This window comes from Dactylosporangium aurantiacum (assembly GCF_000716715.1).
Taxonomy (GTDB): Bacteria; Actinomycetota; Actinomycetes; order Mycobacteriales; family Micromonosporaceae; genus Dactylosporangium; species Dactylosporangium aurantiacum.
On the sequence record NZ_JNYJ01000023.1, the window covers coordinates 109998 to 126157 of the forward strand.

The following is a 16160-nucleotide window of genomic DNA, read 5'->3' on the forward strand; positions in this document are numbered from 1 at the left end:
GTGCCTGACGGAACCTTGACGAGACCTTGATCGAGACCTTGACCAAGACTTTGGCAGCGGCACGGACGGGATCTGGGCGGGAGCCTGCCGGTGCCGCGGCCGGCCGGCCGTGGTGGTCCACGGCCGGCCGGCACTGCGCTGCCGCCGAGCTGTCAGGCGGCCAGCTTCGCGACCTCCGCCGGCGGCATCGCACCCGCGTACATGCGCACGTCGTCGATGTCGCCGGTCCAGAAGTCGGTGATCAGCGCGTTCCATTTGCCCCGGCCGATGGTGAACGGGCCGCCCGCCTGCCACCGCGGGCCGGTCGGCACGGTCACCGCGAGCACGCCGTCGAGGTACAGGCTCAGCTGGCCGGCCACGGCGTCACGCACGGCGGTCAGCTGCACCCAGTCGCCGGAGACGCACGTACCGGAGTTGGCGTACGCCGCTGAGCTGCTGGTCGAGTCGGCCGACCTGACCAGCATCGACCAGTACGGCGTGCTGTCGGTCCGGCAGCCCAGGAAGAACCCGGAGATGGTCGCCCCGTCCTGCGCCAGTGCCGTGCGTGCGGCACCGCCCCCGGTCCAGCGCACCCACCCGGCGACCGTGTACGACTGGTCGGTGTACACCGCGGGTCCGGCCGTGGCCAGGAACTGGTTGGTGCCGTTGAACGACGCGGCCGAGACCGGTCCGTCGCCGCGGTCGTCGGTCCAGGTCACCCCGCCGGTGGCGGTGGCGTCGCGGCCGTAGGCGGTGGCGTCGGTGCCGTCGCCGTCCAGCCGCCACCGGCCGACGAGCGTCGCCGCGCCGGGCGCCAGCTCCTGCGCCGACACCACCCGGTCCCAGACCTTGACCTCGGCGATGCTGCCGTCGAAGAAGTTGTTCGGCGTGCCCAGGTACCGGGCCCGGCCGATCAGCAGCGGCCCGGTCGCGCGCCAGTTGCCGGCCAGGGTGGCGCTGCCGGCGAGCTTACCGTTGACGTACAACCGGATCTGTCTGGCGCCGGCGTCGTAGACGGCGACCAGGTGCGTCCACACCCCGGTCGGGGCGGTGGCGTGCGCCGCACGCACGATGGTCGGCGCGCTGCCGTCGACGCTGTACATGTCCAGCGCCCACCCGGTGCCGGCCAGGTACTCCAGGGCGAAGCCGCAGTTGGTGGCGCCGTCCTGGCACAGCACCGCCCGGTGTGTCGTGGTGCTGTTCAGTTTCGCCCAGGCCGAGACGGTGAAGCTGCGGCTGGTGTCCAGGACCGGCCCGGCCGTCGCCGCGTACGTGGTGGTGCCGTTGAACGCCACCGAGGTCGGCGCCGCCTTCGCGGGGCCGTTGACGATCCGGCCGGCGGTGCCCGCGCCCCCGGCGGTCAGCGTCGCGGGGTGGGTGGTGCCCCGGCTGGTCGTGTCGGCCAGCGTGGTGCTGCCGGACGGCTCCCCCATGTCCCAGACCCCGACCGGGGCGGTGGCCGGGCCGAGGACGAACACGTATGTCGCCAGCGGGCTGGTGCGGCCGGAGCTGTCGACGGAGATCACGTACAGGGTGCTCTGCCCGCCGTCGGTCGGGTCCTGCGGCTTGGGTGGTGGCGGCGTCAACGGCACGGTGATCGAGGCCCCGGGCGACGGTGCCGCCACCTGGGTGGTGGGCGGGTCGGCCCAGCCCCACCGGTACGCGGTCACGTCACCCACGCCACTGGCGGTGAACGTGAAGTCGGCGGTCAGACCGACGGCGCCGTAGACGGAGTTGAGGTCGGTGCCGTAGACCGGTGAGGAGACCCCCGGCGCGACCTGCGGCGAGACCGTGTCCACCCGGAACTCGCAGTACCCGGACCAGGTGGAGCTGTCGGTGCCGGACGTGCCGTTGTAGGACCACGGGTCCTGGGTCTGCGCGCGCCACCGGTAGATGCCGTCGTTGACGAGACCGGACGGGATCTTGTACTGCCCGGTCGCGCCGGACGTCAGACTGGACTGGGAGCCCGAGCCGAGCGCGGTCCAGGCGGTGCCGGTCCACCGCTCCCAGGCGAACGCCGCACGCAGGTCCGTTTCGGTGTCCGGGTCGCTGACCACGGCGCGCAGGGTGGGCGTGGCCGTCGGTATCCCGGGTCGGGTGCTGCCGGCGCCGCAGCCGGTGCCCTCAGCGCTCAGTGAGGTCGGCACCCGAGGGACCGAGTTGTAGGTCACCGACAGTGTCGCGTCGTACCGGAACCGCTTCCAGCCGCCCGGCATGCTGCTCTCGCTGCCGGCCCGCAGCCCGAGCGTCAGCGTCGACCAGCCGCTGGTCAGAGCCTCGTTCACGCCACCGACCGCGTTGAACTCCACCCAGCCGGGTCCGTTCGTACAGCCGGACCTGCGGGCGATCGACACGCTGGCCAGCTGCTTCGTCCAGGTCGAGGCGTGGTTGTCCCAGGTGCTGCTCGCCGAGACCGCGCCGGTGCGCCACAGCTGCACCGCGTCAGCCGTGCAGTCGTAGGCGGAGGTCTCGTACGCGCTGAAGGTGGAGGCGAGCACGTGGCTGCCCCTGATCGCGGCGGGGATGGTGAACTCCCAGGCCACCCGCTTGATGTTGTCGGCGTTGCAGGTCGATTCCAGTTGTACGTCGCACAGGCCGACGCCCTGGTCGCCGGTGAACTTGTAGGTGGGGTCGTCGCCGCCGAACCCGCTCTGGATCATCGCCCAGTCGCTGCGAGATGCGGTGACCGACGGGTCGACGTAGACGGGGAAGACGGTGGCCGGGTCGTCCAGCAGGGCGGGGTCCGCGGTGATGGTCAGGTCGGTGCCGGACACCGAGGTCGACATCGTGGCGATCCGGTCGCCGCCGACGGGCCGCTCAGCGGATCTGCCGGCGGCGCCGCGGACCGCCGCCGCGCTGTCCGGGGCCGCGCCTGCGGCGTGCCGGTCACCGGTGGAGTCCCACATGCGTGGGGCGGGGCTGGTGAACTCGACCCGTCCCGCGCCGTCGGTCGCCTCGAACCCGCCGCCGGCGGCGCGCAACGTCAACCCGGCCGCGGTCAGCGAGAACCGCAGCGTCCGCAGCGCGGGGTTCGCCGCCGCGGCACGCTCGCGCAGCACCAGCACTTCCGAGAAGCCCTCCGGCTCGGCGGTCAGCACGAGGTCGACGCCGGGCTGGACGTCGCGGTAGGTGGCCGTCGAGCCGCTCAGCTGCGGCGCGGGCAGCGGCCACGGCAGGCCCAGGCTGACCTCCCGGCCGCCGGCGCCGAGCCGCGCCGCCGGCCCGGTGCCACCGGCGGACAGGCGCAGGTTCCCGGCGGCGGCGACCGGCACGACCTGCCCGCCGGCGAGGCGCAGGGTGGTGTCGATGGGCGTCCATGTGCCGTCGGGTCGGCGCACCCGGGTCGGCGCGGCGGTCACCTCGGTGGTCCACGACCCGTCCGGGTTGGCGAGGGTGCGCGAGCGTTCAGTACGCCGCGACAGGATCTCGGCGGGCCGGCCGGTCGCCCTGGCGGCGGCGATGGACTCGGCGGCGTCGGGTGCGGCGGCGTTCTGCGCGGGGTCCTGCTGGGTGTTCTGCTGCGCCGGGTCGCTCGCCGGTGCCGGCGGTGGCGCGGCGCCGGCCGGTGCGGACAGCACCGGTGCCGTCTGGACCAGCACGGCGCAGAGCACGGCGGCGAGCAGTGACCGTGCCGGCCGCAGCCGCGCCAGTGGCCCGGGTCGTCGGCTGCCCGGCGGGCCCGGTACGACGGGACACGGACGGGCTCGCACGGCCACACGCGTGTTCCTGGGCCACCTGATCATGGTGCTCCTCATCGGGTTGGCCGGGCCGGTCCGGGCCGGATGATCCCCGGGGGCTGACGGCGACGCACGGTCATGCTCGGCGGCGCCGTCACCGATTTCTCATCGATCCGCCGCTCGCGGACGCGGACGCCGCCGGTGCCGGGACGCTCGGGCGCGCCGGACCGTCCGTGGGAGCGCGGGCGAGCCGTGAGCGGACGATGAGGCATCGATGACGGCCGTGTCGATGCTGAACGGGCCCGTTTGTCCGTCCCGGCGCTCGGGTGTGTCGCGGTTCGCGGGAGGGAGCGCAGATGGCCGACGTGCCGGCAGCACCGAGCGGTGACAGACAGCGATGGTGGGCGGCGTGGTTGGCGTGGCTGCGGCGACGACCGCGGCCACCGGTCCGTCGCGGCACCGTGTCCGCCGTAGCTGTGGCGGTGGTCGTGTCCGCCGGCGGTGTCCTGGTCGCCTCGTCCGGACCCGACCGCGGGGAACGGCCGGAGCCGCAGCGGGACCGTGCGGTCGCCGTCGTGGCCGCCGCGCCGGCGGGCGCGCCCGCCGGCGTCACCGGCCGGCCGTACCAGGCGCAGGCGGTGAGCTGGCCGGCCGCGGCCGACGGGGAGGTGTCGCTGCACGCTGGCGCCGTAGCTGATCTGGCGGCGCCTGGTGCGGCGCGCACGGTCCGGGTCGGCGGGACACCCGTCTCGGTCGGTCCTGCTGCCGGTGCCGCGGCGCCGGCCCGGGTGCGGGTACGGGTACTGGACCGGGCCGCCACCCAGCAGGCCGGGGTGGCCGGGGTGCTGCTGGCCGTCGCACGCGCCGACGGTGTGGCGAGCGCCGGCGCGGCACGCGTCAGCGTCGACTACGGCGCCTTCCGTCACGCGTACGGCGGTGACTGGGCTACCCGGCTGCACCTGGTGCTGCTGCCCGACTGCGCGGCCACCGCGGCGCCCGGATGCGATCCGGTCGCACTGGCGTCGACCAATGACCCCCGTACCGGCACGGTCAGCGCCGACGTGCCGCTGTCCGCCACCGATACCATGATCGCGCTGGCCGCCGGGGCGGCCGGCAGCGCCGGCGACGTGAGCGCCACGCCGCTGTCGCAGACGGCGACCTGGTCGGCCGGCGGGAACTCCGGCGGGTTCACCTGGGGTTACCCGCTGCGGACACCGCCCGGCGTGGACGGCCCGGAGCCGGAGCTGTCCCTGATGTACTCGTCGTCGTCCGTCGACGGGCTCACCGCCGCGTCGAACAACCAGCCGTCCTGGGTCGGTGAGGGCTTCAGCCTGCCGACCAACGCGATCGAGCGCCGGTATGTGTCGTGCGGCAAGGACATGAGCGGCGGCAACAACTCGACCAAGACCGGCGACCTGTGCTGGAAGCGGGACAACGCCGTCGTGACGCTCAACGGCGTCTCCACCGAGCTGCTGAAGGACTCCGCGGGCACCTGGCACGCGCGCACCGAGGAAGGTTGGCGCATCGAGCAACGCACCGGCGGCGTGAACGGCGACAACAACGGCGAGCACTGGGTCGTGACCACCATGGACGGCACCCAGTACTGGTTCGGCCGCAACCGGCTGCCCGGCTGGGTGTCCGGCAAGGCGGAGACCGCGTCGGTGTACACGGTCCCGGTGTTCGGCAACCACTCCGGCGAACCCTGCCACGCGAGCACGTTCGCCTCGTCGGGCTGCGACCAGGCGTGGAAGTGGAACCTCGACTACGTCGTGGACACCTTCGGCAACACGCAGTCGTTCTGGTACGCCAAGGAGAGCAACTCCTACGCCAGGGCCGGTTCCACGACGACGCTGGCCGGTTACGTGCGCGGTGGGCGGCTGGCCCGCATCGACTACGGCACCCGCAGCGACACCGCGTACGGCAACGCGCCGGCACGGGTCGTGTTCAACCCCGCCGACCGCTGCCTGAGCTCGTGCTACACCAACGCCAAGCCGAACCGGCCCCAGTGGCCGGACACGCCGTGGGACCAGGAGTGCACGGCGACGCCGTGCCTGGTCGGCGGGCCCAGTTTCTGGGAGACCAAGCGGCTCGCGTCGGTGCAGACCCAGGTGTGGGGCGGGTCGGCGTACCGGCCGGTGGAGACCTGGACGCTGACCCACTCGTTCCCCGACCCCGGCGACGGCACGCGGGCCGGGCTGTTCCTCGACCGGATCAGCCACACCGGTTCGGTCGGCACGACCACCACCGTGCCGGACGTGACGTTCGGTGGCGTGCAGCTGGCCAACCGGGTCGACTCCCTCGACGGGTCGGCGCCGATGAACTGGTGGCGGCTGGCGACGGTGACCACCGAGTCCGGTGGCGTCATCGGCGTCACCTACAAGCCGCAGGAGTGCGTCGCCGGTTCCCGGATGCCGTCGGCGCCGGAGTCGAACACGCTGCGCTGCTTCCCGGTGCGATGGACGCCGGAGGGCGCGACGTCACCGAAGACCGAGTACTTCCACAAGTACGTGGTGGACACGGTGACCGAGACCGACATGGCGCTGCCGTCCAACGCCCGTTCCGTCCGGTCGATCAGCGCCTTCCAGTACCTGGACAACCCGGCGTGGCGGTACACCGACGACGACGGGCTCGTCGACGACGCCAGCAAGACGTGGTCGGTGTGGCGCGGTTACGGCCGGGTCCGGGTCACCACCGGGGACCCGGGCGAACAGCAGCGCACCGAGACGGTGTACTTCCGTGGCATGCACGGCGACCACCTGCCCGGCGGCACCCGGTCGGTCACCATGCCGGCCGCCGGCGGCGCCGCGGCGGTCGCCGACGAGGACGAGTACGCCGGCATGACCCGCGAGTCCATCGTCTACCTCGGCGCCACGTCCACCGAGGTGTCCGCGACGGTGACCGAACCGTGGCGCTCCGACCCGACCGCCACCCGGACCCTGGACGGGGTCACCGTCCACGCCCGGTACGTCGGTGAGGCAGCCACCCGGGTCCGCACCGCCCTCGACGGCGGCCGCGGCAACCGGACCACCGTCACCAGGTCCACCTTCGACGGGTACGGGCTGGCCACGCAGGTGGAGAGCCTCGGCGACGAGGCGGTGACCGGCGACGAGGAGTGCGCGATCACCACGTTCGTGCGCAACACCGCCAGCTGGCTGATGGAGTTCCCCAGCCGGGAACAGCGCTTCGCCACCACCTGCGCCCGGGCCCGCGGGACGGGGCTGACCGACGCGGACATCCTCGCCGACACCTACACCAGCTACGACCAGCTGGCCCGGGGTGCCGCGCCGACGAAGGGCGCGGTCAGCAGGATCGAGCAGCTCGTCGCGTACACCCCCGCACCCGTCTACCGGGTGACCGGCCGGTCCACCCACGACATCCACGGCCGTGCCGTCGAGACGTGGGACGCCCGCGGCAACCGCAGCACCGTGACGTACACGCCGGCGACCGGCGGTCCCGTCACCCGGATCGTCAACACCGACCAGGACGGCTGGCAGACCACCACCACCGTCGAACCCGCGTGGGGCAGCCTGCTGACGTCGACCGACGTCAACGGCAAGACGACCGAGGTCGCCTACGACGGGCTCGGCCGCAAGACCGAGGTGTGGCTGCCCAACCGCAGCCGGGCGGCGGGCCAGTCCGGCAACGGGCGGTTCGCGTACACCATGCGCCGCGACGCGGCCTCGGTCGTGGCCACCGAACGGCTGAACCCCGCCGGCGGCTACGTCACGACCTACGAGCTGTACGACGGGATGCTCCGGTTGCGCCAGACCCAGATACCGGAAGGCGGCACGCAGGGCGGGCGGATCATCACGGACACGACGTACGACTCCGCGGAGCGGCCGGTCAAGCAGACCAAGGGTTACGTGGCGGACGGCGCGCCCAGCGCCACCCTCGTCGCGCCGCTGTCCGACGCGCTGATCCCGGCCTGGAACAAGACCGTGTACGACGGCGCGGGCCGCGCCGCCACCGTGATCACCTACGCCAAGGACGTCGAACTGTGGCGGTCCAGCATGGTCTACGGCGGCGACCGGACCGACATCACGCCGCCGGCCGGTGAGCCACCCACCTCCACGTGGACCGACGCGGACGGTCACACCACCAAGGTGCGCCAGTACGCCGGCGCGGTCGGATCGGCCACCTACACCGAGACCAGCTACGGGTACAACGCCAAAGGGCTGCGTGACCGGGTGACCGACTCGGCCGGCAACGTGTGGGTTACCACCTACAACCTGCTGGCGAAGCCGCTGACGGTCGACGACCCCGACAAAGGGCTGACCCGCATGACCTACACCGCCAACGGCGACGTGGAGACGTCCACCGACGCCCGCGGCGAGGTCCTCGCGTACACCTACGACGCGCGGGGCCGCAAGACCAGCGTGCGCGACGACACGGTCACCGGCACGAAGCGGATGGAGTGGACGTACGACACCGCCGCCCGCGGGCTGCTCACGACCGCTACCCGCTACGACAACGGCAACGCCTACACCACGACGGTCACCGGCTACAACGACCTGAGCCAGCCGACCGGCAGGTCCATCACCATCCCGGCGGTCGAGACCGGTCTGGCCGGCACGTACACCTACGTGACGACGTACAACGTGGACGGTTCACCGGCCACGACCCGGCTGCCGGCCGCCGGTGGCCTGCCCACGGAGACGCTGAAGGTCGCCTACAGCGCCACCGGCCAGCCGTCCACCCTGAAAACCGACCTGTCGGCGACCGGTGACGACGTGTTCCTCGTCAACGGCACCAGCTACACCCGCTACGGCGAGCTGGCCACCGTCGGCCGCCGGTACGACACGGGCGCCTCGCTGGACACCACCATGTACTACCAGGAGGGCACCCGGCGGCTGCAGCGGGTCCTCACCACCCGGATCACGGCGCCCGCAGTGGTGTCCGACGTCAGCTACACCTACGACAGGGCAGGCAACGTCCTGGGTATCGCCGACACCCCGGCCGGTGGCACCGCCGACACGCAGTGTTTCGGCTACGACTATCTGCGCCGGCTGACCGAGGCGTGGACACCCGGCGGCGGCGACTGCGCCGCGACACGGTCCCAGGCCGCGTTGGGTGGCCCCGCACCGTACTGGCACTCGTACAGCTACGACACGGTCGGCAACCGTCGCACGTCCACCGAGCGCACGGTGACGACGAGCAGGTCCCGCACGTACGCGTACCCGGCCGCCGGCGCGGACGGACCGCACACGCTGTCCTCGGTGACCACCGGCGGCGGTGGCACGGTCAGTTACGGCTACGACCCGGCCGGCAACACCGTGAACCGTCCGGCGCCCGCGGGCGGCAGCCAGGTGCTGGCGTGGACCGCCGAGGGCAACCTCGCCTCGGTCACCGACGGCGCCGGCCAGACGTCCTACCTGTACGACGCCGACGGTGCCCGGTTGATCAGCCGGGCACCGGGGAAGAAGACCCTGTACCTGCCCAACCAGGAGGTGACCTACGCGACCGGGACCGCCACGAAGACCGCCAGCCGGTACTACGTCCACGCCGGCCAGCTCATCGGGGTGCGGGACAAGGCAGGCCTGACCTGGATGATCGGTGACCACCAGGGCACGACGACGGCGGCGGTCACCGAGGCCGGCCAGGCGGTCACCAGGCGGCGCACGACCCCGTTCGGTGAGGACCGGGGCACCGCGGTCGCCTGGCCCGACGACAAGGGCCTGGTCGGCGGGGTCCGCGACGGCACCGGCCTGACCCACATCGGGGCCCGGGAGTACGACGCCGGCATCGGGCGGTTCATCAGCGTGGACCCGATCATGGACGCCGAGGACTCCCAGCAGATGCACGGGTACGCGTACAGCAACTCCTCGCCCGTCACCTTCAGCGACCCGGACGGGAAGATCATCGTCGGCGACGACCGGGGCCTGCTGGTCGAGCGCAAGCACTCCTGGGGCTTCGAGATCATCGACCGGCGCCGGCCTTCTGGCGGCGGCGGCAGCGGGTCCAGGTTCTTCGCGCCGCAGTTCCCCACCTGCCGGGGCTGCGCCTCCATCAGCGGGACGAACAAACCCTGGCGCCCCAAGGTCCAGCGCTTCTACTACCCGGTCAAGAAGCCCGCGCCGCGCACGTGCACCTCGTACACCGGCGGATACCCGGTGTCGTGCTCCACCGCGTGGAAGCAGTACATGAAGATCGCCGGGCCGACGCTGAAAGCGATCCGGCAGTGCGAGGAGAGCAACGCCAGCCGCCGGGGACCGTGCAACCGCGATCTCGTGCGGGAGGTGCGCGTCAACGGCGAGTACAAGTTCCTGCCGAAGAACCCGCTGCCGTCCAGGCCGGAGTACGACGAGTTCGGCATGCCGTACGGCGAGGGCAAGAGCGAGGAACGCAAGGGCGGCGGCCGCGTCTTCCTGAGCATCAGCATGTGCAGCGGGTTCCTCTGCGTCGGCTTCAACTTCACCACCGACGGCCCGCAGGTGACGACCGGCACCGGTGGACGGTTCGGCGTCTCGGCGGGCGTCGGCTACACCTCCGCACCGGCCCGGGACCAGTCGGCGATGAGCATCGGCGGCTGTACCGTCATCGTCGTCGGCCCCTGCCTGCAGGGCGGCCAGAAGAAGGCGGAAGCCGGCGGTGGCTGGTGGGGCGGCGGTTCGGTGAACATCGGCTTCGAGATCGGCCCCTCCCTGCCGATCAATCCCCAGTGGAGCAAGGACCTCGACTGACGCGAGCGTCGAGTGATCCATGCATCCACCCGGAGGCGGCCGCGGATCGCGGCCGCCTCCGGCGCTGCCGAAGGGTGCCGGCTCACCGGGGAACGGACGCCACCCGAAGCTGCTTGGGCGCTGGCACGCCCAGCTCCGCGAACAGGTCGAGCGCCGCCCGCCGGTAGAGCCCGCCGTCTCGGCACGCCTCGGCGAGGATCGCGAGCGTGCCGGCCTCACCGAGGCGGTGCCCGGTCCCCCGGTGGTTGTCCAGTGCGCGGCGGGCGTGCTCGACGGCCTGGTCGGGCCGGCCGGCGTCGAGGTGGAGCCGGGCCACCGTGCTCAGCACCTGGCCTTCGAGCAGCCGGAACCCGCACCGTGCGGTGATGTCCAGGGCCCGGCGGGCGTGGTCGAGGCCCGTCTCGTACTGCTCCAGCCGACCGTACGCGGAGGCCAGACCGGCCAGGGCGGCAGCCGACAGGTACGGGATGTCGATCTCGTCGGCGGCGGCCAGCGCATCCCGGTACCAGCGGGCGGCGGCGTCCAGCCGGCCCTGGGCCTCGTGCACCGCCGCCAGGGCCGTGGCGGCGGACGCCTCGGCGCGGCGTTCGCCGATGTCGCGGCTGAGTTCGACGCCGGCCTCGGCGAGGTCGAACGCGCGCTCGAGGTCGCCGAGATCGGCGTGCACCCTGGCCGTCCTGCTGAGCAGGCGTGCCTCGTGGTAGCGGCTGCCGACCCTGCGGTGGATCGCCAGGGCCCGTGCCGACAGGTCCAGTGCCCGGTCGAAGTGGCCCAGGCTGTGCTCGACGGTGCCGAGCGAGTCCATCGCCGCTGCCGCACCGCCGTCCAGGCCGGCCTGCCGGTTGAGGGTGACGGACTCGGTGAGGATCACCGCGGCGTCGACCAGCCGCCCCATGTCGTGGTACACGTTCCCCAGGTTGATCATGACGTTCGCCGCGCTGCCCAGGTGCCCGCCGAGCCGGTACAGCTCGAGCGCCCGACGGTGCTGGCGCAGCGCGTCCGCCAACTGCCCCACCTCGTGTTGGACGAGGCCGAGGTTGCCGGTGAACGCGGCTTCGCCGTCCCGCCAGCCGGCGTGTGCCGCCAGGGCCAGCGCCTGCCGCAGGTGCCCGACGGCCGAGTCGTGCCGGCCCAGCAGGTAGTCGGCGCAGCCGAGGCCGTGCCGCATGCTGCTCTGCCCGCCGAGGTCCGCTGCCGCCTCGGCGGCGGCGAGCCCGGCTCCGGCGACCGCCACCAGGTCGACGAGGTGCCCACCCACGACACAGTGCGGCCGGAGCCGGTCGGCCAGCAGCCAGGCCGTCTCGTGCGGGCCGCGCTCCGCGGCATGACGCACCGCGGCGACCAGGTTGTGCCGTTCGCCGTCCAGCCAGGCGAGGGCCTCGGCCGTACCGGCGAACTCCAGCCCGGGCGGCGCACCGGGCGGCAACGGCAGCAGGGTCATGTGGCCGTGCAGCAGCCGGGTGGCCCGGTCCAGCGTGTGCAGGTACCAGCTGAGCAGCCGCTGCAGCGCGGCAACCGACTCGCCGTGGCCGTCGTCGCCGGTCTCGGCGTGCTCCCTGGCGTACCGGCGCAGCAGGTCGTGGAAGGTGTACCGGTCCGCGGCGCACTCGTCGATCAGGTGGGCCGCGGCGAGCTGATCGAGCAGCGGCGCCGTCGCGGCCGGGTCCGCACCGGTCAGCGCCGCCGCGGCGGCGACCGGGACGTCGGCGCCCGGCACGAGCCCGAGCAGCCGGAACATGCGCCGGGCGGCAGGGGACACCGACCGGTAGGACAGGTCGAACGCGACGCGGACCGCCGCCTCCTCGTCACCGTCGATCGTCAGGGCGGCGAGCCGGTTGCCGGCACGCAGCTCGGTCACCTGGCCCGCGATGCTGCGGTGCGGGCGGCCGGCCAGGTTCGCCGCGGCGATCCGCAGCGCCAGGGGCAGGTAGGCGCACGCGGCCGCGAGCTCGGCGGCGGCCTCGCGTTCGGCCCGTACCCGCTGCTCGCCCAGCAGCCGCTCGAGCAGCAGCGCGGCCTCGGCCGCGGCGAGCACGTCCACCGTGACCCGATGGGCGCCGTCGAGCGCCACCAGGCCACCGAGCCGGTCCCGGCTGGTGATCAGCGCGAGGCAGCCGGGGGCGCCCGGCAGCAGCGGACGGACCTGCTCCGGCGCGCGGGCGTTGTCCAGCACGACGAGCACCCGACGCCCGGCGAGCATCGAGCGGTACAGGGCGGTCGCCTCGCCCAGCTCGACCGGGACGCGCTCGGCACCGACGCCCAGCGCACGCAGCAGCGCTGCCAGCGCGTCGATCGGCGGCACCGGCGGCCCGGCGGCGTAGCCTCGCAGGTTCACGTACAGCTGACCGTCCGGGAACCGGTCCGCCCGCTGATGCGCCCAGTGGACCGCCAGCGCGGTCTTGCCCACCCCGGCGGTGCCGGTGATCGTGACGACTCCGTGGCCCGCGGGGCCGGCGGCCTCGGACAGCACGGTGTCCAACGCGGCGAGACCGGCCGCCTGGCCGGTGAAGGCGGCGACCGCCGGTGGTAGCTGCGCCGGCGCGGCCGCCGCCGTGCATGCGCCGTCTGACGGGCTGGCGGGCGCGTTGCCGGCGCTGCCGTGCAGGATGCTGAGGTGGACGACCTGCAGCTCGCGGCCCGGCTCGACGCCGAGCTCGTCGATCAGCCGCCGACGCGTCCTGGCGTACCGGTCCAGCGCTTCCGCGCCGCGCCCGCCGGCGTGCAGCGCCCGCATCAACGCCGCCGTCAGCGACTCATCGAGCGGATGTTCGACGGCCAGTGCGGTCAGCGGGCCGATGACCGCTGCTGGCCGGTCCCGCCGCAGCTCCACATCCGCCCAGGCCAGCGTGGCTGCCACCCGCTCACCGCACCAGCGTTGCCGGGTCCGGGCCGCCCACTCACCGGGCAGATCGGCCAGCGGCGTGCCCCGCCACAGCTGCAACGCCTCCCACAGCGCCCCGGCCCGCTGCGCGTCACTGCCGGCGTCACCCGAGGCCCCGGTGACGAGGCGGCGGAACCGGTGCACGTCGACCCGGTCGGGGTCGATCCGCAGCTCGTAACCGCCGCTGTGGCGGATCAGCGACGCGGGCTCGTCGCCGGGGACACTCGTCCGGCGCAGCAGCCGCCGGAGCCGGCTCACGTACGTGTACAGGGAGTTGCGCGCCTCAGCCGGCGGCTCGTCGCCCCACACCCGGTCGACGAGGTCCGGCACGGTCACGGTGAGCCCCGCGTCCGCCAGCAGGGCCGCCAGCACGATCCGTTGCTTCGCCGGACCCAGCTCCACCTCGGCACCGGCGGTGTCCAGCGTCACCGTCCCCAGCAAGTGGAACATGGTTTCCCCCGCGATCAGCGTCGGCTCGCGTCGCCGCCGATCATCGCACCGGCGTTCAGCCCGATCAAGCTTCGTCCAGGGTCGATGCGGGCCCGGTGCCGGCGGCGGGCCGGACAACCTTCGGGAGCCCCGCGGCGTGGCGGCGCTGGCGGCGGGAGCAGCTGGTCGCCGGACCCCCGGACCACCAGGACCCGCGGACCGACGCCGAGCCTCAGGACCGCCTGCGGCGCGCGTTGCGGCGACGGCGGCGATCGGTGCGTTGGCCGCCGGTGTCGTCCTGGCCTCGCCCGGCGGCGACTCCCACCACGCCGGGGACCCCCCGGTCGCTCGCCCTCGCCGCGCAGACCACGTCCCAGTCCACGTTGCACTTCAGGCAGACGCGGACGGTGTGGCCCCCGTCGCAGCTTCCGCGGCGTCCTGGACATTTGGGTACACCACCGAACGCACCGCGCACCAGGTGCCGGTCACTGTCACCGGCGCCGTGGCCGTCAACGTCGCGACCGGTCTCATCACCCGCGTCGGTCGCAACACGTCGACGGACGGTGGCCGGGCACCGGACGCGCCCGGCCACCGTGGTCAGCCGGTGGTGATGGTGCTCTGCCAGGATCTCAGGATCGAGGGGATGTCGGTGTAGATGCCCGTGCGGCCGTCCGGGTAGCAGGCCGTGATGATGCCGACGGCGATGACACCTCCCCTGCCGTCGTAGGCGAAGACGGGGCCGCCGCTGTCACCTTCCTGGCAGATCCGCCGGCCGTCCGCGCTGGTCGCTCCCCAAAGCCCGCACGAGTACACGTTATTGATCCACATGCAGTCCTCGATGTTGCCGACGACGGCCAACCGCCGGCCCGTGAACGAGCCGTTGAAGTAGACAGTGCAGCCGATGCAGGAGGCACGGGCCTCGTGGACGGGCTGCGAGTCGGAGCTGTTGTCGTACAGGTAATCGTTGACCCAGATGCGGCCGCCGTAGTCGCGCCCGCCGATGAGCTCGTTGTCGTACGCTCCGTTGCCGAAGCGGCGGAACTGGACGGTGCCGAATGCGTCGTACCCTTCGCCCAGGTTGTTCGTGCCGCCCGTTGAGCGGGTCACCGAGACGCCCGAGCCTTCCGGCCAGCAATGGCCCGCGGTGATGCCGTAGCGGATCCCGTACAGGTTGGTCAGGCTGAAGCCGTAGGTGCAGACGCCGCTGGGGTTGCCGATCCGGTCGCCACCGTAGAAGGGACTGCGGTCGTTGAACCGGCCGAGGGCGTAGAACGGCTCCTCCGTCGGCTGGATCCGGACGGTGTCACCGTACAGTTGTTGCATCCTGCCGGTCAGCGACGCGGTGTCGCCGGTCGCCCGGACCACCACGCTGTTGGTGTCGGGGTCGACGCGGGCACCGATCACCCGGGCCGAGCCGACCGCGGCGAGCTGCTGGTCGGACATCACCGCACGCTTGACGCGGGTCAGTTCGTCGAGGTTGCGTCGCTGGTGGACCACGGTCAGGGTGATGCCCGCGGCCTTGGCCGTCTGGCGGATCCTCCGCAGGTCGGGCTGTGCCGCCGCGGCGGCGTTGAGCAGATGGACCGTCACGTGCGCGGATCCGTTGGTGGAAAGGCCGGCGAATCGCGCGGGGTCACTGTCGACGACCTGCCGCAACTGCTCGATGGCCACCAGCTGATCGCGCTGCCGGGCGTAGTCGTTGCCGGGCGCCGCCTGCGCGGCATCGACGGCAGTCATCGTCGATGCGAGCAGTACGAGCGCAGCGACGACCGTGAGACGACGTCTCAATGCATTTCCCCCATGGCTATAAAGAAATATGTAAATCCATCCTTCTTATCCGCATGGAGGTACGGAACCGGCCGAACGTCCAGAGCGCACTGACTGTCCGGGCTACCGGCGGGCGGTCGCGTGGGTCGAGCCGGTCATGGGCCAACGCACGGTCGCGGGTTCGCTGCGAGCCGCCCACGCTCTTGCGTGGTCCGGCTACGGACGGATCGCGCTGATGATCGCCCTGGACAGCCGCTGGCCGTACCGGGACAGCTCGAACGTTCCTTCTCGTCGGCATACCCAGATGCCGGAAGCCGCTGAATAGGTAGGTGCTCCCGATGTCCGGGCGGGTGGCGGCGGCGAGGCTTACCGCATCGCCGCCGGCACCGCGCCGGGGCAGCAACCGAGGAGCAGCCAGTGCAACGCTTTCTCATCGAACGCCAGATCGAGGGCGCCGCGAACCTGACGCCCGCGCAGCTGGCCGAGATCGCCAAGACCTCCAACGCGGCCGTCGCGTCGCTCGGCGTGCCGTACACCTGGGTCAACAGCTACGTCGCCGGTGACAAGATCTACTGCGTGCACGAGACCGAGGACGTGGAGACCATCCGGGAGCACGCCCGCCGCGGCGGCTTCCCGGCCGACCTGGTGACGGTCGTGTCCAACGAGTTCGGCCCGCACACCGCCGAGGCGGCGTAGACCGGAAGCGGGGTGCCGCCGCCGGGACTTCCCGTCCCGGCGGCGCCGCTC

The 16160-nt window shown here is 72.8% G+C and carries 5 protein-coding genes; 2 read left to right on the plus strand and 3 right to left on the minus strand.

All coding sequences use genetic code 11. The features are described from left to right. Nucleotides 1-152 precede the first annotated feature (152 nt). Entirely contained in the window at nt 153-3578 is a 3426-nt protein-coding gene (locus OP18_RS25835; RefSeq protein ID WP_156089775.1) for a LamG domain-containing protein, read from the minus strand. 539 nt (nt 3579-4117) lie between these two features. On the opposite strand from OP18_RS25835, the gene OP18_RS25840 reads away from it, so the two are divergent. Next, complete coding sequence (locus OP18_RS25840) at nt 4118-10336, plus strand: RHS repeat domain-containing protein (RefSeq protein WP_156089776.1); 6219 nt, start codon at nt 4118-4120, stop codon at nt 10334-10336. Nucleotides 10337-10418: 82 nt separating this feature from the next. On the opposite strand, the gene OP18_RS25845 is transcribed toward OP18_RS25840, so the two are convergent. After that, entirely contained in the window at nt 10419-13667 is a 3249-nt protein-coding gene (locus tag OP18_RS25845) for an AfsR/SARP family transcriptional regulator (RefSeq protein ID WP_033361602.1), read from the minus strand. 576 nt (nt 13668-14243) lie between these two features. Next, nucleotides 14244-15383 carry a chymotrypsin family serine protease gene (locus OP18_RS25850; protein WP_033361603.1) on the minus strand — a complete coding sequence of 380 codons (1140 nt, stop codon included), beginning with the start codon at nt 15381-15383 and terminating at the stop codon, nt 14244-14246. A 447-nt stretch (nt 15384-15830) separates the two neighbouring features. Between OP18_RS25850 and OP18_RS25855 the strand changes: the two genes are divergently transcribed. Further along, entirely contained in the window at nt 15831-16109 is a 279-nt protein-coding gene (locus OP18_RS25855; protein WP_033361604.1) for a DUF4242 domain-containing protein, read from the plus strand. Nucleotides 16110-16160 lie beyond the last annotated feature (51 nt).

What these genes read in the sequence shown, in the direction of transcription:
- OP18_RS25845 (WP_033361602.1), bottom strand. Translation starts at nt 13,667, where the DNA reads ATGTTCCACTTGCTGGGGACGGTGACGCTGGACACCGCCGGTGCCGAG.
- OP18_RS25850 (WP_033361603.1), bottom strand. Translation starts at nt 15,383, where the DNA reads ATGACTGCCGTCGATGCCGCGCAGGCGGCGCCCGGCAACGACTACGCC.